We start from the raw sequence: 19,689 nt of genomic DNA, 5'->3' as shown, positions 1-19,689 counted from the left end.
TGTTATGCCTTCTTAAAGCTAAATAGGTTCAATTAATTAACAATTCCATACTTAATCAACGCTTCATATATGTAAGCCATTTTATAAAATACAAACAACACCTCAAAACCAAAAAAACACGAGATTTTCACTATCTTTCATGAAAACCTCGTGTTTGATTATAATGATAGTGTTCAGAGCACTACCTTCTTTATCTATATAGTCAGTTGATATTTTTAAAATTTAATAACCATTCTACCAGTTATAGTACCATTTTCCATTTCTTCAAAAATATCATTGATTTCTTCTAATTTTCTTAATTGAACTTTAGGTGTTACTTTATTTTCAGCAGCAAATTCAAACGCTTCACGTAAGTCTTGTCTTGTACCAACAAGTGAACCTACTACTTCAATACCGTCAAGCACTAATCTTGGGATATCTAAGTTCATTTTATCAACAGGTAAACCAACGGCAACAACTCTTGCACCAGCTTTTACAACATCAACCGCTTGGTTAAATGGCGTCTTAGCAACTGAAGTTACCACTGTTGCATCTAATCCTTTGTTATCAGTTAATTTCATAACTTCTGCAACTGGATCAACATCTTTAGAATTAATAATAGCATCTGCACCTAATTCTTTCGCGAATGCTAATTTATCATCATTAATGTCGAAGGCAACAATTTTAGCCCCCATAACGTTTTTAGCATATTGTAAAGCTAGGTTACCTAAACCACCTATACCAAAAACACCTAACCATTGACCAGGTTTTACATTACTTACTTTTACAGCTTTATAAGTTGTCACACCTGCGCATGTAATAGAAGACGCTGCTGCTGGATCTAATTTTTCAGGTACTTTCACAGCATAGTCTGCAGTAACAATAACTTGTTCAGCCATTGCACCATCTACTGTATAACCAGCATTTTTCACACTACGGCAAAGTGTTTCACGACCTGTTGTACAATATTCACATCTTCCACAGCTTTCGAACATCCAAGCGATAGACACACGGTCTCCAATTTTTAATGATTCTACATCTTCTGCAACTTCGATGACTTTACCAATACCTTCATGACCTAAAGTAACGCCTGTAACATCACCAAAATCAGCATTCTTAACATGTAAATCGGTATGACAAACACCACAATATTCCGTTTGTACCAATGCTTCACCAGGTTTTAAAGCTCTTAACTTTTTGTCCTCAATACTTACTTTGTGATCTTTCGTTACAACTGCTGCTCTCATAATAATGTCCTCCTTATAGTCACTCCAGTATGTATGATATTAATTGGCGATTACTTTCAAAAATGAAAACGAATAATTATAGATGTAATTTTTATTTGTAATAGACGCCAGATTAAAACATACTACTGTGACTTTGTTTTTAGTTAGATATCAACCGTTAACTTTTAACGTTTCCCTAGTTAATATGTTAAAAGAAATGACATAATCGATATGCTAACGTGTAATTTTTACTTCACATATATTTATTTAAAGATAATTTATAATACTCTTATCTTCACTCTTATTATAATGTGAATTAATTCACAAAGTATATAGCTATGATCAAAAAAATGTGTCAGTTATTCAAATTTTTTATTAACTACAGATTAATTTAATTTCAAAAAAAATTAAAAAAACTCCCAACCAATCTAAGACTTTATTTTCACCTCAAGATTTACGTCGTCATTGAGAAATGAATCATATCTTTATAGATTAATTGGGAAATTTTAGTTTCTAATATTTAATTAAATGCTTGATGTAAAGCATCAGAAGAAAGCTTCCACATACCTTCATCATGGTTCATTAAAAAGTCTTTTAAAATAGCTTTATTCTCGTCACCAATTTGATCAATGATAATATGATGTTTCATTGATTTATCCATCATATTAACATGTTCAGGCATACTTTTATAACCACGACGAATTGCTTTATTCACTAATAAATAGCACGCTGTTAAACCAGCGTAATATGGTCCTTGTTCATTACGTTCTGTTGTTACCCAACACAACCAATATTCTTTAGCTTCATCGCCTTCAACAGCAGCTTTATCAGTAATCCATTTCACACCTTTTTCAACTTTGGCACGAGCATGCATGCCTCCAATATCAATAAATGCTTCTTTGTTAGCAACATCGATAAAAACTGGTGCAATATTGTCTAAGCTAATTGAACCAATATTTGTACCTTTATGACCATCTAGAGGGTCATTTTTTATGATATTAAAATTAAAGCCTTTTTTCTCAGACAATGATATAACCTCCATATTTAACGATAACAATTTTAGCCCTGTTTAATTAAGCTCATTAATCAAATTTTCAATAGCTTCTCTAATTGTCTTATCTTTAATCTTTGCAACCATTTCTCTAGGATAATATAATTTATAGTCTTGGCGATTAATGCCTGTAATACTATGAATGACTAATGATTGATTGCTTATTTCTCTAATCGTACCATCTTGTCTTAATAAATGAATCGGTTTGCGATTTGACCCCGGTCGATCATAGTCATATGGCAAATCCGAAAATGCTTCACTCACAAAATAATAATCTGGATTAATACCACCTGCTTCAAACAGTTCTTGCAGTTCTGATATTGTAATAATTGAGCCATCAAATGGAATATATTTAAATAAGTCTCGATTAATAAATCGACTTGCTAAATCACTTAAAATGGCATCATCTTCTTTTGTCCATTTTTCCAAATAATACGTAACTACCGCTTCATCGAGTTCAACATATTGTTCAATCGTAACTGTCTCTTCAAAAAATGGAATAAAATCATGTGGATGCAACTTAAATTCATAGCCTTCATTATAAAGCTGTTTTGCGCGTTTCAAACAATTATTAAGCAGCACTTCTCCACCACGACTAACTGGGTGGAAGTAAATTTGCCAATACATTTGATAACGACTCATAATAAAGTTTTCAACTGCATGCATACCACTTTCTTTGATTAGTACTTCATCTTTAGAAGGTCGCATTAATCTTAAAATACGCTCCATATCAAAAGCACCATATGATACACCTGTGAAATACGCATCACGTTGTAAATAATCCATTCTATCCGCATCGATTTGTGACGAAATCATCGAAATGACCAATTTATTATGATGCGTTTTATTAATTACTTCCGCAACTTCTCTTGGAAACTCAGGCGACACTTTACGTAATACAGCATTCACCTCAGTATCTCCAGTAATAATCGCTTGTGTGTATGCTTCATGGTCTGTATTAAATATTTTTTCAAAACTATGTGAAAATGGACCATGTCCTAAATCATGTAATAATGCAGCACATAATGCCAACGGTCTATCTTTATTGTCCCATGCATCATGACCAATAAATGACTCATCAATTAATCGTCTAACTATTTCATACACACCTAAAGAATGTCCAAAGCGACTATGTTCTGCTGTGTGAAAAGATAGGTACAGTGTTCCTAGTTGTCTAATTCGACGTAACCTTTGGAATTCCTTAGTTTTAATTAAATCCCATATCAATTGATCTTCAACATGAATATATCGATGTATCGGATCTTTAAAAACTTTTTCTTCTACTAATTTTAAATCTACATATGCGTTAGTCATTATTCCCCTCCTTTTCGTTTAATATAATATTTAATTTACTTAAAATGCTTTGTACATAAGTGCTAAGTCTAACTTTTCGCCATACATTTCTGGCTGATAAGAGCGTAAGATTGTAAAACCTTGCTCTTTATAGTAAGCTACTGCTTCTTCATTTTTATTATCTACTTCTAAGTAAACACCTTCAAATTTATCTTCAAAACGTGATAATCCTTCATTTAACAATGCTGTACCATAACCTGTATGTTGCGATTCTGGTTTAACATAATGAGCTGATAAATATAATTCTTCACCGTAAATAAAGTTAGCAAAGCCAACGATGTCATTACCTTCTTCAACGACTAAGAATAATTGTTCTTGAAGTCTTTTCTTTAAATGATGTTCATTATATGAAGCTTCTAACAAGTGATTAACTGTTGTCGCAGCGTATATATTTAAGTATGTATTAAACCAAGCTTTAGTTGCGACATCTCTAATTTGAACAACATCTTTTTCAGTTGCTTGTCTTACCTTGAACATGACTTTCTCCCCTTATTAACAAGTTTTAATAACGGCATTATACCACAACTTGCTCAATACTTAATAAACAATGATTGTCTATTCAATTTATATATTTATATTTTCCGTTAAAATTAAAAATAAAAATAACGAAGCAAAAAATCACTTCGTTTAGTATGAGGTATGTCTTATTGCAATATACTATTCCACTCAGTTGCACGTGCTAAGGCATAGTTGTCTTTCATGATGTCACCAGGCTTTTCAGCAGTTCCAATAATATAACCATTTAAAGTGGCACCTAAAAAGTCTAAACTATATTTCATTTGCGTAATTGCTGGCTTCGCTTTTATTTTTGGACAATCTCCACCAACTAAAATAACTCTAAAATCCTTTTCGGCCATTTGTGCCTTAAAATTAGGATATCGTTTATCTTGTAATGTTTCTGACCAATGTTCGATAAATGCTTTCAATGGTGCTGAAATGCTATACCAATACACTGGTGATGCAAAAATAATTGTATCACTAGCCAATATTTTATCTAGAATCGGCAAATAGTCATCGTCATATGAAGTAATAGTCTCTGCTGTATGTCTCACGTCACGTATCGGTTTAAACTGATGTTGTGTCACGTCAATCCATTGATACTCTAAATCTTGCAAAGCGAATTTTGTTAATTGTGCAGTATTACCGTTTGGTCTACTCCCACCAAACAAAACAGTAATCATTTTAGCCTAACCTCACTTTTGATTAATAAATATCTGTGTTTTTCGTTACCTAATTATACTATCATAAGCTTTGCCTACCGAATAGTAAAACGCTTACAACTTTTATATAAATTTGACGAAATTTCGTCATGCCTTATATAACGTCGTTTGTGATGGGAGTGGGACAGAAATGATATTTTCGAAAAATTTATTTCGTCGTCCCACCCCAACTTGCACATTATTGTAAGCTGACTTTTCGTCAGCTTCTGTGTTGGGGCCCACACCCCAACTTGCATTGCCTGTAGAATTTCTTTTCGAAATTCTCTGTGTTGGGGCCCCTGACTAGGATTGAAAAAAGCTTGTTACAAGCGCATTTTCGTTCAGTCAACTACTGCCAATATAACTTCGTAGAGCATAGAACATTGATTTATGTCCCAGCCTGATATCACCATTAAATACAATTCATTTAGTCTTCAATTGGAAACAATTCATCGATATATTGAATCTCATCATCTGATAAAACGATATCTGCAGCTTTAATATTTTCAATGACTTGTTCTGCACGTTTTGCACCAGGAATAATCACATCGATAGCTGGTCTCGTTAAATAAAATGCTAATACAATGTTCGCAATTGAAGTTTGATGTGCTGCAGCTAGGCTTTCCAAAGCTTTTACGCGACGCACATTCTCTTCAAAAACACCAGGTATAAAATCACGACGTGTAGTACGATGGTCACTAAATTTAGTGTTCTCATCATATTTTCCAGCTAAAATACCGGATGCTAATGGGAAATAAGGAATAAATGTGATTAGGTGATCAACACAATATTGCAATACTGCCTCATTTTCGCGGTGCAATAAATTATATTCTAACTGTACAACATCAACGTAACCATCTTTATTTGCTTCTTTAAGTTGATCTAATGTGAAATTTGATACACCAATGGCTTTAATCTTCCCTTGTTCCTTAAGCTCTTGTAATGCTGCAACTGCTTGATCTTTCGGAGTGTTGTCATCAGGAAAATGAATATAATATAAATCGATATAATCAGTTTGTAGACGTTTCAAACTATTCTCAACTTGTTGTTTTAAATATTCCGGTTGATTGTTCTGATGTACTTCTTGATTTTCATCAAATTCATGAGACCCTTTCGTAGCAATTTTAATTTGCTCTCGCGGATATTCCTTAACAACTTCTCCAACCAATTCTTCTGATCGTTCTGGCCCATAAATATATGCCGTATCTAATAAATTAATACCATGATTAATGGCTTGACGAACAACATCTTTTCCTTGTTCTTCATCTAAGTTCGGATATAAATTATGCCCACCTACTGCGTTCGTCCCAAGTGCGATTGGAAACACTTCAACATCAGATTTACCTAAGTTTACAAATTGCTTCATTAGACCCAGCTCCTTATCTTTATAACTTTTCCACTATCACACTATCATGATTTAATACAACTTCCAAATGTTAGAATTAGGGTTTGAATTAAGGCGGTGTATTAGAAAAATGTTATGTAGAACTCAGTTAAAATAAGTATTGCTTAAGTTGATATGCATATAGCGCGATTGCTCGTTGACCTTTAAATTACATGTACTTTTGAATCAGAAATTGAAAAACATTTAAGAACGACAATATTAAAGCCATTGCAAATTTAATTAGAAATACTATAATGTTTTGATTTGCATAACAAAGAAATTAAAACTGTTAATATTAACATGGGATATCCATTATAAAATATTCATCTTTGTAGTTGATAATTCTATATTTCGGATTTTTATTCATTCTATCTATGAGTCAAATTTTTATATTAAATTTAATAATTTTAGATTTAAAAAACTCATTTATTATTCAGCTTTTTTAAGAAGTATTACATGAGCTTTTTTAATGCCAATGGGAACAATGTTTATAAAAAAGAAAAACATAGTTACTGCACCCCAACAGATAAATATAATTATATTTTGAACATCTATAGTTATCAGGGCATATAAAGTGAAAAATGAAAAACCACCGAAATATAAATATGCAAATATTATAAAGAAAAAATGTTTTAAATTAGGTAGTAATATCATTTTCTGACTTTTTTCTTTATTCATAGTAAAAACACTTAATGCTAGCCTACGATTTAAATTTAGGTAGAAAAATAAAATACCAAGAAATACAACAAAAAATATGGCTATTACTATTGTTTTTTCCAATCTAACATTAAATAAAGGCATATACTTTCTAAAAGTCACACTAAATAAAACTGAACTACCTAATGCTGGCCAAAATGCATTGTTTTTAGCAGGTTTGAAAGTATTTAAACTTTCTAATTCTTCTTGACTGATCTTGATGTATCTTTTTGGTGTCAACCAATTAAGCAATGGAATGAATAAAACTAACCAATTATTTATTATATTCACCATCAAATATTCATCATTATATTTAATAATTCTATATTTGGGATTTTTGTATATAGCTATTACCTCGCAAACCAATGTCTCCACATCCCTTTAATTTTATGTGTAATACATTTTTCGATACTTCAAAAGACATTAAAATATTATCAACTTACTATCATTAAAAATTTTATTCATTGTTATTTGCATATCTTTAATCTGAATTTATTACCACCATTTAATTTTTAAGTATGACATGAATGTTTTTATCTATAATTAAAGCTATATTCACTAGAAAAAAACCTATTATTGCTGTAATCCAAGCAAAATATACTATTATGTTTTGATAACTCATTGATAATAGAGCATATGAGAAAATCACTGTCCAAAAAATTAAAAAAACATATCCGAACAATGTGAAACAAAAATTTTTTAGTGTTGGTATTAAGATGATTTTCGACCTTTTATTTTTAGTATTATAAATATTTAAAGATGATTTTTTAATTAGGCGTACATAAAATATTAAAATCCCTATAAATGTGGTGCAACATATGGCAATAACTAATTTTTTATCAAGTTGAGTGTCAAGTAAAAGCGTATACTTTCTTAATGTAACTGCGAATAAAGTAGAGATACTAGCAACTGGCCAAAAAACATTCTTTTTAGCAGGTTTAACAATATTTAAATTTTCAAACTCTTCTCTACTAATTTTGACGTATCTTTTGGGGATGAACCAATTAATAAAAGGAAAAAATAAACTAATCCAAGTGCTTATTATATCGATCATTAAGTACTCATCATTATATTTAATAATTCTATATTTTGGGTTTTTATTGATGATTTTAGATTCGCACAGCAATGTTTACACCCCCTAATTAGCAATTGAAAACCAACTAAATTTGTAACTATTTATTAGACTTTAAAAATATATGTACTTTTTTATCTATAATTGAGTGCATATTCATTAACATAAATAGCATAGTCATGAAAAGCCAAGAAATATATAAGATTAAATTTTGTACATTTTCAAACACCAACAAGTAAAATGCCCCATAAGACATGAAACCAGTAAAGAGGTAATAAAAAATTGTGAAACACATATTTTTAAAGGAGGGTAATAATCTTAATTTAAGTTCATTATTTTTATTTTCCTTATAAACATTTAATGTTAATTTCTTATTTAGATAACAATAAAAAAATATAACCCCTAAAAAACCAATAAAACAGCTGCTCCAAACAATTAGTTTTTCTAATTGAAAATCAAATAAATAAGTATTTCTTCTTACAGTACCACCAAGTAACACAATACCCGCGAATATAGTCCATCCTATCGATTTATTTTTAACTGGTTTGACAATATTTAATTTTTCATAATCATTCTTAGTGATTTTGACATATGTTTTCGGTATGAGCCAGTTAATAAATGGAAAGAAGAAAACAATCCAATTACTTGCTAAATCAATCATTAAGTATTCACTTTCGTATTTGATTATTCGATATTTAGGATTTTTATTAATAACTTTAGATTCGCAAAGCAATATTTACCAACTCCATTTCATAGGATTAATATGATTACTAATACTTTTTGTGGCATCACCAATGGCATTACCAACACTATCTACAGCTTTTTCTGCAGTTTTGTTTACAGCATCAATACCCTCGTCTATTTTATGTCCTCCCCAGTCCACTTTATCTTTTATGCCAAAATAATTATTTTGATAAAGATAATCAGAAACAGTAGATCCAATAATACCTGCTGTTAAAATACCTACCACAGCCCAACCGACTGGATTACTTACTAAAGCCGCTACACCAAATGCTGCAACAGATCCAGCTGCAAGCGTCATACCATTATGCGACAATGCCTCTCCAAATGTTTTATTATCATTTGCAAGATCATCATACATACCTATACCAAATCCTACACCTGCAACACCTTTCCCTAGATATTTTCCGCCTTTTGCAAATTTACTACCATTTTCTATAAACACATTACCTGATGTACGTTTGACTTCCACAAATGAATTTGGACCGGCTGGGCCTTTCACTCCACCTGCTGTATTGATAAATACACCGAATTTACTTGCATTTATACCGCCTTGCTCTAAAAGTGTTGACGTAATATCTAATCCTATATCTCGTTTAATACTATCTTTATTGTCATTTATATATTTCATTATACTTTTCGGGATATCGTCTTCTGGATGTTCTTTGGCATATGCCTTTATAACAGCAAAGTCTGCTTTATTTAAAGTTTCTTTCTCTGCTTTATGTTCAATTTTCCCCATAGCAACTTTCAAATATTTTTCATGACTTGCTTTAGCCCAATCAAGTTCTTTACCTGAAGGTATATTAAATTGATTTGTTGAAAAGTTCCAAAAATTCTGCGCTTGGGTAAGTCCTTGTTGGACAATTTTTTGAAATTCTTCAACTTCTTTAAATATTTCTGGTGATTTTTGATTAAACTCACGTAATTTACGTAGTTTCTCTTCTAATTCATGTTTTTGTTGACCTAATGTTTGTATTATTTGTTGGTTCGATGAAATGGCTTGCTGATTATCGGAAGCATGCTTTTTCAAATTGTTAGTTAAATTTTCATATCGCGTAATTTGTTGACTTAATGATCTGATATCTTCTTCAAGCTCTGATTCTTTTAAAGATATGCTATCAACCTCACTCGTATAACGTGACACAAAATTATCGCAAGCTTGCTTCGTTAAATCACTCAATGTTTTCATACTTGTTGATAATGGAATTAACACCGTACTAAAAAATTGCTTAGCTGACGTATACGCTTTCCCTTTAAGCGCATCATCATTGATAAATTGAGTAATTGCTTTTTCCAACGCATCATAATTTGAATTCATTGTTTGACTCAAATTCCCCACACTTGAAGCTTGGTTTCGAGATCTGTCTAAATACATGTCAATACTCATCGGCATGCTCCTTTTTCAAAAATATATGATTTTCAAACTATTTAAAATCAAATGCTTTTTACATCTACAAAGTTGTAAAATTTTAAAACTCGGCGATGATTATTTCTTATGTAAAGGAGTCTAGATGCAGGTAAATTGAGATAACATGTCGCCTTTTTTCTTATTTTAGCATATGGATATAATGGTGTCTTTGTATATTCGCAATTAATCAATAAAAATTATCTTTCAATATTTTAATTTTATTGCGACAACATCCTTAACATTAAATATATTAATATCTCAAAATATATTCACTATTAAAATATGTCATCAGTTGTTAAAAGTATTTCCTCATCATGCGAAATATCAAAACGTATCTAAAATACGAATAAGTTTATACAATCACACAACATCATCATTCAAAATTTTATTGCTCTCATTTTCAATATTCATTTCATATCTATCAGTTCATACATAATTAAAATTTCAATTGTGCAATCTCACCGTTAATGCATCAACTTTCAAACAATAAATCATCACAATAACCACACCTAATTCAACACTTTTCAAACATAAGTATTGACACATTGAGCAAAATGATTTTTAATTGTAACTAATACAGTTACAATTATGAGGTGAGAAACATTGAATTTAGAATTTAACATTGCCGTGCATGTATTAGCTTTTTTAACTAAGCATCATTCAGAAAAATTCAATAGTAGTTCATTAGCAGAATTAACTTGTTTAAATCCTGTTCAATTACGACGCGTGACGACTCAACTTGTCGATTTAAAAATGATTGACACAATACGAGGTAAAGATGGCGGTTATTTAGCAAATGATCAAAGTGCTGATGTCTCTCTAGCAACATTATATAAACATTTTGTCTTAGAGAAAGAACACCACACACGTCTATTTACTGGCGACGAAGGCAGTCACTGTCAAATTGCTCGTAATATTGCAACTACCATGTCACATTATCAGCAAGACGAACAGAATATCATTATTAATTTTTATAATGAAAAAACAATCAAAGATGTCATTGAAGACATTCAAAAGGAGGATTTATGTCATGAAAACATATGATTTAATTGTAATAGGATTTGGGAAAGCTGGTAAAACTTTAGCGAAATATGCTGCATCAACAGGTCAACACGTCGCAGTTATCGAACAATCTTCGAAAATGTATGGCGGCACTTGTATAAATATAGGATGTATACCTTCGAAGACACTTGTACATGATGGATTAGAAGGCAAATCTTTTGAAGCAAGTTATAACCGTAAAAACGATGTTGTCAATGCGCTAAACAATAAAAATTACCACTTATTAGCAGACGATAACAACATTGATGTATTGGATTTTAAAGCGCAGTTTAAATCTAATACTGAAGTGAATTTATTAGATCAGCATGGCGATATCGTCGATAGTATTACTGCACCTCATATCATTATTAATACCGGTGCTACCTCTATCATTCCTAACATAAAAGGCCTTGATCAAGCTAAACATGTCTTCGATTCAACAGGTTTATTAAACATTAGCTATCAACCTAAGCATCTCGTTATTGTAGGTGGCGGTTATATTGCCTTAGAATTTGCTTCAATGTTTGCGAATTTAGGTAGTAAGGTAACAGTATTAGAACGTGGTGAATCATTTATGCCACGCGAAGATCAAGATGTCGTTGCACATGCTATTACTGACTTAGAAAATAAAGGCATTGCATTGCATACAAATGTTGAAACGACTGAATTGTCATCTGACGATCATCATACAACAGTCCGTACTAATGTTGGCAACTTTGAGGCTGATGCAGTACTTTTGGCTATCGGGCGCAAACCGAATACAGCCTTAGCTTTAGAAAATACTGATATCGAATTAGGTGATAGAGGCGAAATTAAAGTCAATGCTCAACTTCAAACATCTGTGCCACATATTTATGCTGCAGGTGATGTTAAAGGCGGACTTCAATTTACGTATATATCTTTAGATGATTATCGAATTATCAAATCAGCGTTATATGGTAATCAGTCACGTACGACTGACAATAGAGGTAGCGTGCCTTATACAGTATTTATAGATCCACCATTATCACGTGTTGGATTAACTAGTAAAGAAGCTGCCGCTCAACATTATGATTACACTGAACATCAACTTTTAGTAAGTGCTATACCTCGTCACAAAATTAACAATGATCCAAGAGGTTTATTTAAAGTAGTCATTAATAATGAAAATAATATGATTTTAGGTGCTACATTATATGGTAAGCAATCTGAAGAATTAATTAATATAATTAAACTTGCGATTGATCAAAACATTCCATATACCGTATTACGAGATAATATTTATACACATCCTACGATGGCCGAATCATTTAATGATTTATTTAATTTCTAGACAAAACATAAAAACCTGGTGGCACGCATTGAATGATGCTGCCATCAGGTTTTATTGTTGTGCTTTTCGCTTTTCTAATTTTTCTTTAAGCTTTCTATCTTGTTCTTCTTTACGACGTTTACGTTCTTCATGTCGTTTTCTTAAACGCTCTTCTTCTTCAGGATCACGTGGTTTCTTTAATTGTTGAGAAACTTTTTCGATTAATTCTTCTTCAGTAAGCGCAGCCAGTGGGCGGTTATTAACAAAAGTGAATGTTTTTCGGCGTCCAGGTCCACAATAAGATTGACAACCTATCACGATTTCAGCATCGGGATCTAATTTTTCCAACTTCTTTTGTAACGTTCTTATATTGACTGCCTGACATTCATCACAAATAAGGAATGTATTTTTCATATTGCTACCCACCTTTCTTTATCATATCTATATCGTCGATTTCATTAATTTTTTCGTTAACTCTATCTATTTTACTCTTTTTAATATTTTTTTCAAGATACGTAACACGGCTGGCAATAAAAAATGGAGCATTTATCTTCTAATTAAATTAGATGATTGCTCCCCTATCAAATCATTTATTGCCCATGATAAATATTAAATTTTAATGGTTTAATACCATGTTTTGTCCATTCATCATAAATTTTTTCTTTATCTACATCTTTATTGATAATTGTAATACCACAGTCTCCACCACCAGCGCCTGATGTTTTAGATGCACCGTGATACTTTTCAGCAATATCACACAAATATTTTAGCTTTTCAGTTTCTATATCAACTGTAGCTTCTTTATCCATACGTTGAATAATTGTACGATTCTGACGCACCATCTTTTGCACACCTTTAATGTTATTTGTTTTAAAAGCATGAATAAGCTTTTCAACACAACGATGTGAATCTTCTAAGAAGTCACCGTAAAATGAAGGATCTGATTTCAAACGTTTCACTTCGCTAACAAAGTGTGGTGATGACGCCGGTGAGCCAGTCCAACCGATAAGTACTTCCATATTTTCAGGTGCTTGTAATGGTTCGATGTGCAATCCAGGCCAGTTTTTGATTAAAACTTCTTCAACCGTAGTATCTTCAATTTGATGCTTAACCCATTCATGATCAAAAGTACTATACGCTAACCATCCACTATATACACTCACAGCAATATCTCCGCATGAACTTAAACTTTGTAACTTCATATTTGCAATCACTGCTAGTTTATAAATGTATAAATTAGATAACTTCATATCATAAAATTCATTTAATACTTTTATAACTGACACAAGTACTGCTGCACTTGAACCTAATCCATATTTATGACCATTTGAATCATCTAAATTACTATCAATAGTCAGATGAAAATGCTTCATCGCTATATCGCAACTTTTCGCGTATTGTTCAAATATTTCAATAGCTGTGACCACATAATTTAATTGTTTTGCTGCATGTGGATCTGAAATGACAATACTATCTTCATCTCTACTAAATGTAACTGGGTTATGATGTAATGCTTTTGAATGAATGGTACCTTTATATTGGTCTGCTTCTTCAATAGTAGCAGTTACAAAACGATCTAACGCAATAAGTACAGATTTATATCCTGGTTCTGTTACAGCATATTCTCCAGCAATATAAAGTTTTCCGGGTGCTTTGACCTGAATCATTTTATCTCTTCCTTACTCAATTATTTCAATTCCTGTGGCAATAATGTCACTATCAATAATTTGGTTATTATCAAACTGTGTTAATAATTTATCTATAATCTGTTGCTTGTTTTTCTTTTCTACAAGTATTTTCACATTAGGACCCGCATCCATCGTAAAATAACACGGATATCCCGCTTCTCGGCATTCGTGAACGAGCGCCATGACATCATAACTTTCTTGCACAAGATAAGTGAACGGCGGTGTTGATCCCAGATTCGTGGCATGCATACGTAAACCATTTTCTTCAATTACTTCACCAAGGCGTTTAAAATCTTTGTCTTGAATCGCTGCTTTTGCTTCAGCTAAATCTTCATCAATATGATCTAACCAATATTGATAAAACCTTGATGTGTTTCGTGTCAACGACATACCATATCGACTAGGTACCTTTTTAGAATGTTGATTAATCACAACAAATATCATGGCAAGGTCATCTTCAAAATGATTCGATTCAAGTGGAACGGCATATGACGTCTCATCATTATACCCTTTTTCCCATTCTGCAAATCCACCATAAATACTACGCGACGCAGAACCCGAACCAATTCGCGCCAATCTCGATAAATCCTTATCTGACAGCTGCAAGTCTAGTGCTTGATTACAAGCTGCTGCTAAAGCTGCATATGCGCTTGCTGATGAAGCCAACCCTGCTGCTGTTGGTACAAAATTGTCGCTTTCAATTTCAGCATACCAATCGATGCCAGCTCTATTTCTGACAATATCCATATATTTTGAAATTTTCTCTAATTCTTTGCCACTAACCTTTTCACCATTCAACCAAAATTGATCCTGTGTTAACTGGTCGTTAAAAGTGACTTTCGTTTCAGTGTAAAATTTTTCTAATGTAACAGATATGCTATTATTCATTGGAATGATTAGTGCTTCATCTTTTTTACCCCAATATTTTATAAGTGCAATATTCGTATGTGCACGTGCTTTGCCACTTTTAATCAACGCATTAACCTCCTAAATTCTCAATCCATGTATGTGCTGCACCAGCTTTTTCTACAGCTTTCACAATATTTTTCGCTGTTGGTAAATCTTTGGCAAGCAATAACATACTTCCACCACGACCAGCACCAGTAAGTTTTCCAGCAATCGCACCATTTTCTTTACCAATTTTCATTAATTGTTCTATTTTATCATGACTAACTGTCAACGCCTTTAAATCCGCATGACATTCATTAAAAATATCCGCTAGGGCTTCAAAGTTATGATGTTCAATCACATCACTCGCACGTAAAACTAACTTACCGATATGTTTTACATGTGACATGTACTGAGGATCCTCACAAAGTTTATGAACATCTTCTACCGCTTGTCTTGTTGAACCTTTCACACCAGTATCAATAACAACCATATAGCCGTCTAAACTTAACGTTTTCAATGTTTCAGCATGACCTTTTTGGAACCAAACTGGTTTGCCTGATACAATCGTTTGCGTATCAATACCACTTGGTTTACCATGTGCAATTTGCTCTGCCCAATTAGCCTTTTCAATGAGTTCTTCTTTCGTTAATGATTTCCCTAAAAAATCATAACTTGCACGAACAAAAGCAACCGCGACAGCTGCACTCGATCCTAATCCACGTGATGGTGGTAAATTCGTTTGGATCGTTACTGCTAGCGGCTCTGTAATATTATTTAATTCTACAAAACGGTTCACCAAAGACTTAAGATGGTCAGGCGCATCATATAACATACCATCGTAAACATCGCTTTTAATAGACGAATAGTTCCCGCTCTCTAAGGCTTCTATTAAAACTTTGATTTTACCTGCGTTAAACGGTACTGCAATAGCAGGCTCTCCAAATGTAACAGCATGTTCTCCTATTAAAATAATCTTACCTGTCGATTCCCCATATCCTTTTCTTGTCATGTCAATATCACCTTTTATATTTATCCTATACTTGATTCATTATTTTTATTTATTAGTAAAAGACATCATATTCTAAGTTGCATACGCATTCGCGTTAAATTTCATTGCAGTCTTTATCTCACATTATTCATATTATGTATAATCTTTATTTTGAATTTATATTTGACTTAACTTGATTAGTATAAAACTAACTTTCGTTTACTTCAAAGTTTAAATCTTATCGAGTGATATTTCAGATTCTTTATCTTTTTATAAAATAGCCCTACAATTTATAATTTTCCACCCTAACTATAATACTACAAATAATAATTGGAATATATAGATTTACTACTAAAGTATTAGAACATTTCAATAGAAGGTCGTTTCTTTCATAGTCATACGCATTATATATACCCTATTCTCAATCTATTTAATACGTAAAACATGAAATTTTCTTATTAAATAGATTATTTCCATCATATCATTACTTTTAATTTAATGATGTTCAATTTAAATATTAGGTCAATAACATATTTATGCTTTTTATGGATACTTTCAAAAATAACAGCCCCAAACGATAACTTGAAAGGGGCTGTTAAATATTTAACTATTGCATTTGGTCTATCATTTTCTTGTTTCTTTCAATCATTTTATCAAAATACGTATCGTATCTTTGCCATTCTTCTTGAGTAATGGGCGTCATATTTAATACACCGCCAAGATCTTTGATTGCATATAATAGTAAAAACATTACATCTTGAACAGTAATCGTTTTGTTAAGCAATGTCTCTAATGAGGCCATACAAGATGGTTCAATTTCAGGATATTTAAATTTAGTCACTTCACCTTTTAAAGCATGTTCATAAAATGTTTGCATCATCAATGCACGTTCTGAACCAGAGCCTTCAACACAAAGATAAATTTGTACAGCAATACCGCCTCTAACTCTTCGTTGCGATATGCCTGCAAATTTCTTACCATCGATACTTAAGTCAAATTTTCCTGGGCAATAAGAATGTTCAATTTCCATCGTATCAATATCAACATTCTCATCTTCGAACATTTTGCTAATTAAGAGGTACATCACAGTAAACGCTTCATCAATCGTTGTTTCTGTTTGTCCTTTGAACATCAGCGATATATTTAATACACCTTGATCTAGAACGACACCTAAGCCACCAGAATTTCTAACAATGGCATTATAACCAATCTCATTCGTTAAATAATCAATGCCATCTTTTAAAAACGGCAATCTTGAATCATGAATACCAAGAATAACAGTATGTTGATGAATCCAAGTACGCACAACATTATCTGATATATCTTTGCCCACACTTTCGCAAAATGTATCATCGAATGCGAAAGATTGCATAGGTTCTAATCCAGAAGAATGGTCGATATATCGCCAGTTGACGCCATTAAAATATTTACTCGCTAAATCCATCGTTATTGTAAGGCTTGCGCTGCTGTAATAATTGAAAGATTGTATACATCTTCAATTGAGCAGCCACGTGATAAGTCATTTACTGGAGAATTTAAACCTTGTAATACTGGACCAACTGCATCATATCCACCTAAACGTTGTGCAATTTTGTAACCAATATTACCAGCTTCTAAACTTGGGAATACAAAGACATTTGCATCACCTTGTAATTTAGCACCTGGCGCTTTTTTCTCAGCAACACCTGGTACAATCGCAGCATCAAATTGGAATTCGCCATCAATGATTGCTTCTAATTTTTCTTCTTCAGCTTTTTGTTGTGCTAATTTGACAGCTTCTTGAACTTTTGTCACGTCGTCTGATTTAGCAGACCCTTTTGTTGAAAAGCTTAACATTGCAACTTTTGGATCCATGCCAAAGCTTAATGCTGATTTTGCACTTTCTACTGCAATTTCTGCAAGTCCTTGTGAATCAAGTTCTGGATTGATTGCACAATCACCAAAGATGTATTGTTCATCACCTTTAATCATAAAGAAGATACCTGATGTTCTTGATACACCTGGTTTCGTTTTGATGATTTGTAAAGCTGGACGCACAGTGTCTCCTGTTGAATGTGCTGCACCACTAACTAAACCATCTGCTTTACCAGCATAAACAAGCATTGTACCGAAGTAGTTCACATTGTTTAATAATTCTTGTGCTTGTTCTTCAGTCGCTTTACCTTTACGTCGTTCAACAAATGATTGAACTAATTCAGCTTTCAATTCACTTGTCGCAGGATTAATTAATTCAATATTAGAAATATCAAGATCAAGTTTTTGCGCTAAAGATTGAACCTTAGTCTCATCACCTAACACGATTGGTGTAACATAATCTGTTGCTTGTAATTGTGTTGCAGCTGTTAGAACACGTTCGTCCTCTCCTTCAGGTAATACGATTTTAACGTTTTTACCAGAAAGTTTGTCTTTTAATACATTTAATAAATCAGCCATAATGTCCTCCTGTAATATAAATCTTATTAATCATTCACGGTATAATTATACGCCATTTTATTTCATAATGCCACGTCACCAATTTGTAATCATAATTTTATCGTTACCCCTTTGCTTTATGATAAAATTTATAAAGAACTGATGATTTTTGAAAAGGAGCGATAAACATGAGTCAAGCAGCCGAAACATTAGATGGTTGGTATAGTCTACATTTATTTTATGCAGTTGATTGGGCATCATTACGTATAGTTCCAAAGGACGAACGCGATGCACTTGTCACTGAATTTCAATCATTTTTAGAAAATACAGCAACTGTAAGATCATCAAAATCTGGTGATCAAGCTATTTATAATATAACTGGTCAAAAAGCAGATTTGTTATTATGGTTCTTACGTCCTGAAATGAAGTCTTTAAATCATATTGAAAATGAATTTAACAAATTGCGCATTGCTGACTTCCTAATCCCTACATATTCATATGTATCAGTCATTGAATTGAGCAATTATTTAGCTGGTAAATCTGATGAAGATCCTTATGAGAACCCTCATATCAAAGCAAGATTATACCCAGAATTACCACATTCTGATTATATTTGTTTCTATCCAATGAACAAACGTCGTAATGAAACTTATAACTGGTACATGTTAACTATGGAAGAACGCCAAAAATTAATGTATGACCATGGTATGATTGGTAGAAAATATGCTGGCAAAATCAAACAATTTATTACTGGTTCTGTAGGGTTTGATGATTTCGAATGGGGCGTAACATTGTTCTCAGATGACGTATTACAATTCAAAAAAATTGTATACGAAATGCGCTTTGATGAAACAACAGCACGATACGGTGAATTCGGTAGTTTCTTTGTAGGACATCTTATTAACACAAACGAATTCGATCAATTCTTTGCGATTTCTTAATACATTGGTACGTTTATAAATTAATAAAAAAATTCCAAGCTTATCGGTTTAAGCTTGGAATTTTTCGTTTATCTTCAGTATATTCCCGTATACATAAGACGTGATTTGGTAAATAGTTGAAATCTGTATGTTTAAACTTATATATATGTGCTAATGTATTATCAATAACAAAGTACACTTTGCTCATAGCAAAGTGTACCCGAGTAGTCTTCCTTGGGAGAACTTTAACTACTATCACTACATATAAACGTTAACCTCAATAGAAATTATACAGTCGCTACTCTATACAATTTTTGTAATGGTTAACTAATATTATTTTAACCTA

20 protein-coding genes and 1 pseudogene are annotated in these 19,689 nt (G+C 32.3%); 3 read left to right on the top strand and 18 right to left on the bottom strand.

Features of this window, described 5'->3' with window-relative positions:
• Positions 1-32: 32 nt before the first annotated feature.
• The 12 genes and pseudogenes from NSS86_RS01675 to NSS86_RS01620 form a co-directional block, all read right to left on the bottom strand.
• Positions 33-141 (bottom strand): annotated as a pseudogene (locus NSS86_RS01675) (hypothetical protein).
• A gap of 74 nt (positions 142-215) precedes the next feature.
• Complete coding sequence (gene adhP / locus NSS86_RS01670; RefSeq protein ID WP_001200748.1) at positions 216-1,226, bottom strand: alcohol dehydrogenase AdhP; 1,011 nt, start codon at positions 1,224-1,226, stop codon at positions 216-218.
• A 499-nt stretch (positions 1,227-1,725) separates the two neighbouring features.
• A complete protein-coding gene (locus tag NSS86_RS01665; protein ID WP_001792725.1) occupies positions 1,726-2,247 on the bottom strand; it encodes a YwhD family protein in 522 nt (173 codons plus the stop codon).
• 27 nt (positions 2,248-2,274) lie between these two features.
• A complete protein-coding gene (locus NSS86_RS01660; protein WP_000180234.1) occupies positions 2,275-3,570 on the bottom strand; it encodes an HD domain-containing protein in 1,296 nt (431 codons plus the stop codon).
• A gap of 39 nt (positions 3,571-3,609) precedes the next feature.
• A complete protein-coding gene (locus NSS86_RS01655) occupies positions 3,610-4,086 on the bottom strand; it encodes a GNAT family N-acetyltransferase (protein WP_000477505.1) in 477 nt (158 codons plus the stop codon).
• A gap of 167 nt (positions 4,087-4,253) precedes the next feature.
• Positions 4,254-4,790, bottom strand: a complete 537-nt coding sequence (locus NSS86_RS01650) for a flavodoxin family protein (RefSeq protein WP_000633782.1) — start codon at positions 4,788-4,790, stop codon at positions 4,254-4,256.
• Positions 4,791-5,235: 445 nt separating this feature from the next.
• Entirely contained in the window at positions 5,236-6,174 is a 939-nt protein-coding gene (locus NSS86_RS01645) for an aldo/keto reductase (RefSeq protein ID WP_000808888.1), read from the bottom strand.
• Positions 6,175-6,621: 447 nt separating this feature from the next.
• On the bottom strand, positions 6,622-7,254 hold the full coding sequence (locus NSS86_RS01640; protein ID WP_000226989.1) for a DUF443 family protein: 633 nt from the start codon (positions 7,252-7,254) through the stop codon (positions 6,622-6,624).
• Between the two features lie 139 nt (positions 7,255-7,393).
• Positions 7,394-8,014 carry a DUF443 family protein gene (locus tag NSS86_RS01635; RefSeq protein ID WP_000882087.1) on the bottom strand — a complete coding sequence of 207 codons (621 nt, stop codon included), beginning with the start codon at positions 8,012-8,014 and terminating at the stop codon, positions 7,394-7,396.
• A 46-nt stretch (positions 8,015-8,060) separates the two neighbouring features.
• The gene (locus NSS86_RS01630) at positions 8,061-8,696 is read right to left on the bottom strand and encodes a DUF443 domain-containing protein (RefSeq protein WP_072416008.1); all 636 of its coding nucleotides are present in this window, start codon (positions 8,694-8,696) and stop codon (positions 8,061-8,063) included.
• Positions 8,697-10,091, bottom strand: coding sequence for a T7SS effector LXG polymorphic toxin (locus NSS86_RS01625; RefSeq protein ID WP_339302318.1), 1,395 nt, complete (start codon positions 10,089-10,091; stop codon positions 8,697-8,699). It lies immediately after the preceding gene.
• A 465-nt stretch (positions 10,092-10,556) separates the two neighbouring features.
• On the bottom strand, positions 10,557-10,658 hold the full coding sequence (locus NSS86_RS01620) for a hypothetical protein (RefSeq protein WP_001788276.1): 102 nt from the start codon (positions 10,656-10,658) through the stop codon (positions 10,557-10,559).
• A gap of 57 nt (positions 10,659-10,715) precedes the next feature.
• Between NSS86_RS01620 and hypR the strand changes: the two genes are divergently transcribed.
• Positions 10,716-11,156, top strand: coding sequence for a redox-sensitive transcriptional regulator HypR (gene hypR / locus NSS86_RS01615; protein ID WP_001047238.1), 441 nt, complete (start codon positions 10,716-10,718; stop codon positions 11,154-11,156).
• Complete coding sequence (merA, locus tag NSS86_RS01610; protein WP_000860592.1) at positions 11,143-12,465, top strand: hypothiocyanous acid reductase MerA; 1,323 nt, start codon at positions 11,143-11,145, stop codon at positions 12,463-12,465. The genes hypR and merA overlap by 14 nt, the downstream gene beginning before the upstream one ends.
• A gap of 51 nt (positions 12,466-12,516) precedes the next feature.
• Here the strand turns inward: merA and NSS86_RS01605 are convergent, their stop codons facing one another.
• From NSS86_RS01605 to pta, 6 genes are all read right to left on the bottom strand, one after another.
• Positions 12,517-12,858: a DUF1450 domain-containing protein gene (locus NSS86_RS01605; protein WP_000798967.1), complete on the bottom strand. Its 342-nt coding sequence runs from the start codon at positions 12,856-12,858 to the stop codon at positions 12,517-12,519.
• Between the two features lie 176 nt (positions 12,859-13,034).
• Positions 13,035-14,111, bottom strand: coding sequence for a phosphomevalonate kinase (locus tag NSS86_RS01600; protein ID WP_000616885.1), 1,077 nt, complete (start codon positions 14,109-14,111; stop codon positions 13,035-13,037).
• Positions 14,112-14,123: 12 nt separating this feature from the next.
• A complete protein-coding gene (gene mvaD / locus NSS86_RS01595) occupies positions 14,124-15,107 on the bottom strand; it encodes a diphosphomevalonate decarboxylase (protein WP_000597327.1) in 984 nt (327 codons plus the stop codon).
• 4 nt (positions 15,108-15,111) lie between these two features.
• Entirely contained in the window at positions 15,112-16,032 is a 921-nt protein-coding gene (gene mvk, locus NSS86_RS01590) for a mevalonate kinase (RefSeq protein WP_000197034.1), read from the bottom strand.
• 586 nt (positions 16,033-16,618) lie between these two features.
• Positions 16,619-17,455: a biotin/lipoate A/B protein ligase family protein gene (locus tag NSS86_RS01585; RefSeq protein ID WP_000362356.1), complete on the bottom strand. Its 837-nt coding sequence runs from the start codon at positions 17,453-17,455 to the stop codon at positions 16,619-16,621.
• Positions 17,456-17,457: 2 nt separating this feature from the next.
• Complete coding sequence (pta, locus tag NSS86_RS01580; protein ID WP_000774281.1) at positions 17,458-18,444, bottom strand: phosphate acetyltransferase; 987 nt, start codon at positions 18,442-18,444, stop codon at positions 17,458-17,460.
• Positions 18,445-18,611: 167 nt separating this feature from the next.
• On the opposite strand from pta, the gene hemQ reads away from it, so the two are divergent.
• On the top strand, positions 18,612-19,364 hold the full coding sequence (gene hemQ / locus NSS86_RS01575; RefSeq protein WP_000075704.1) for a hydrogen peroxide-dependent heme synthase: 753 nt from the start codon (positions 18,612-18,614) through the stop codon (positions 19,362-19,364).
• Positions 19,365-19,689 lie beyond the last annotated feature (325 nt).

The sequence above is a fragment of the Staphylococcus sp. FSL W8-0056 genome, assembly GCF_037963075.1.
In the GTDB taxonomy this organism is placed as follows: domain Bacteria; phylum Bacillota; class Bacilli; order Staphylococcales; family Staphylococcaceae; genus Staphylococcus; species Staphylococcus aureus.
Note: the sequence above shows the minus strand (reverse complement) of the source record. Positions and strands in the feature narration are given on the sequence as shown.

Bases quoted from the DNA above. Each gene is read 5' to 3' on its own strand.
- merA (WP_000860592.1), top strand. From the start codon at position 11,143: ATGAAAACATATGATTTAATTGTAATAGGATTTGGGAAAGCTGGTAAA.
- adhP (WP_001200748.1), bottom strand. From the start codon at position 1,226: ATGAGAGCAGCAGTTGTAACGAAAGATCACAAAGTAAGTATTGAGGAC.
- NSS86_RS01650 (WP_000633782.1), bottom strand. From the start codon at position 4,790: ATGATTACTGTTTTGTTTGGTGGGAGTAGACCAAACGGTAATACTGCA.
- NSS86_RS01625 (WP_339302318.1), bottom strand. From the start codon at position 10,091: ATGAGTATTGACATGTATTTAGACAGATCTCGAAACCAAGCTTCAAGT.
- NSS86_RS01660 (WP_000180234.1), bottom strand. From the start codon at position 3,570: ATGACTAACGCATATGTAGATTTAAAATTAGTAGAAGAAAAAGTTTTT.
- pta (WP_000774281.1), bottom strand. From the start codon at position 18,444: ATGGCTGATTTATTAAATGTATTAAAAGACAAACTTTCTGGTAAAAAC.
- NSS86_RS01655 (WP_000477505.1), bottom strand. From the start codon at position 4,086: ATGTTCAAGGTAAGACAAGCAACTGAAAAAGATGTTGTTCAAATTAGA.
- NSS86_RS01585 (WP_000362356.1), bottom strand. From the start codon at position 17,455: ATGGATTTAGCGAGTAAATATTTTAATGGCGTCAACTGGCGATATATC.
- NSS86_RS01605 (WP_000798967.1), bottom strand. From the start codon at position 12,858: ATGAAAAATACATTCCTTATTTGTGATGAATGTCAGGCAGTCAATATA.
- NSS86_RS01620 (WP_001788276.1), bottom strand. From the start codon at position 10,658: ATGTGTCAATACTTATGTTTGAAAAGTGTTGAATTAGGTGTGGTTATT.
- NSS86_RS01665 (WP_001792725.1), bottom strand. From the start codon at position 2,247: ATGGAGGTTATATCATTGTCTGAGAAAAAAGGCTTTAATTTTAATATC.
- NSS86_RS01600 (WP_000616885.1), bottom strand. From the start codon at position 14,111: ATGATTCAGGTCAAAGCACCCGGAAAACTTTATATTGCTGGAGAATAT.
- NSS86_RS01645 (WP_000808888.1), bottom strand. From the start codon at position 6,174: ATGAAGCAATTTGTAAACTTAGGTAAATCTGATGTTGAAGTGTTTCCA.
- mvk (WP_000197034.1), bottom strand. From the start codon at position 16,032: ATGACAAGAAAAGGATATGGGGAATCGACAGGTAAGATTATTTTAATA.
- hemQ (WP_000075704.1), top strand. From the start codon at position 18,612: ATGAGTCAAGCAGCCGAAACATTAGATGGTTGGTATAGTCTACATTTA.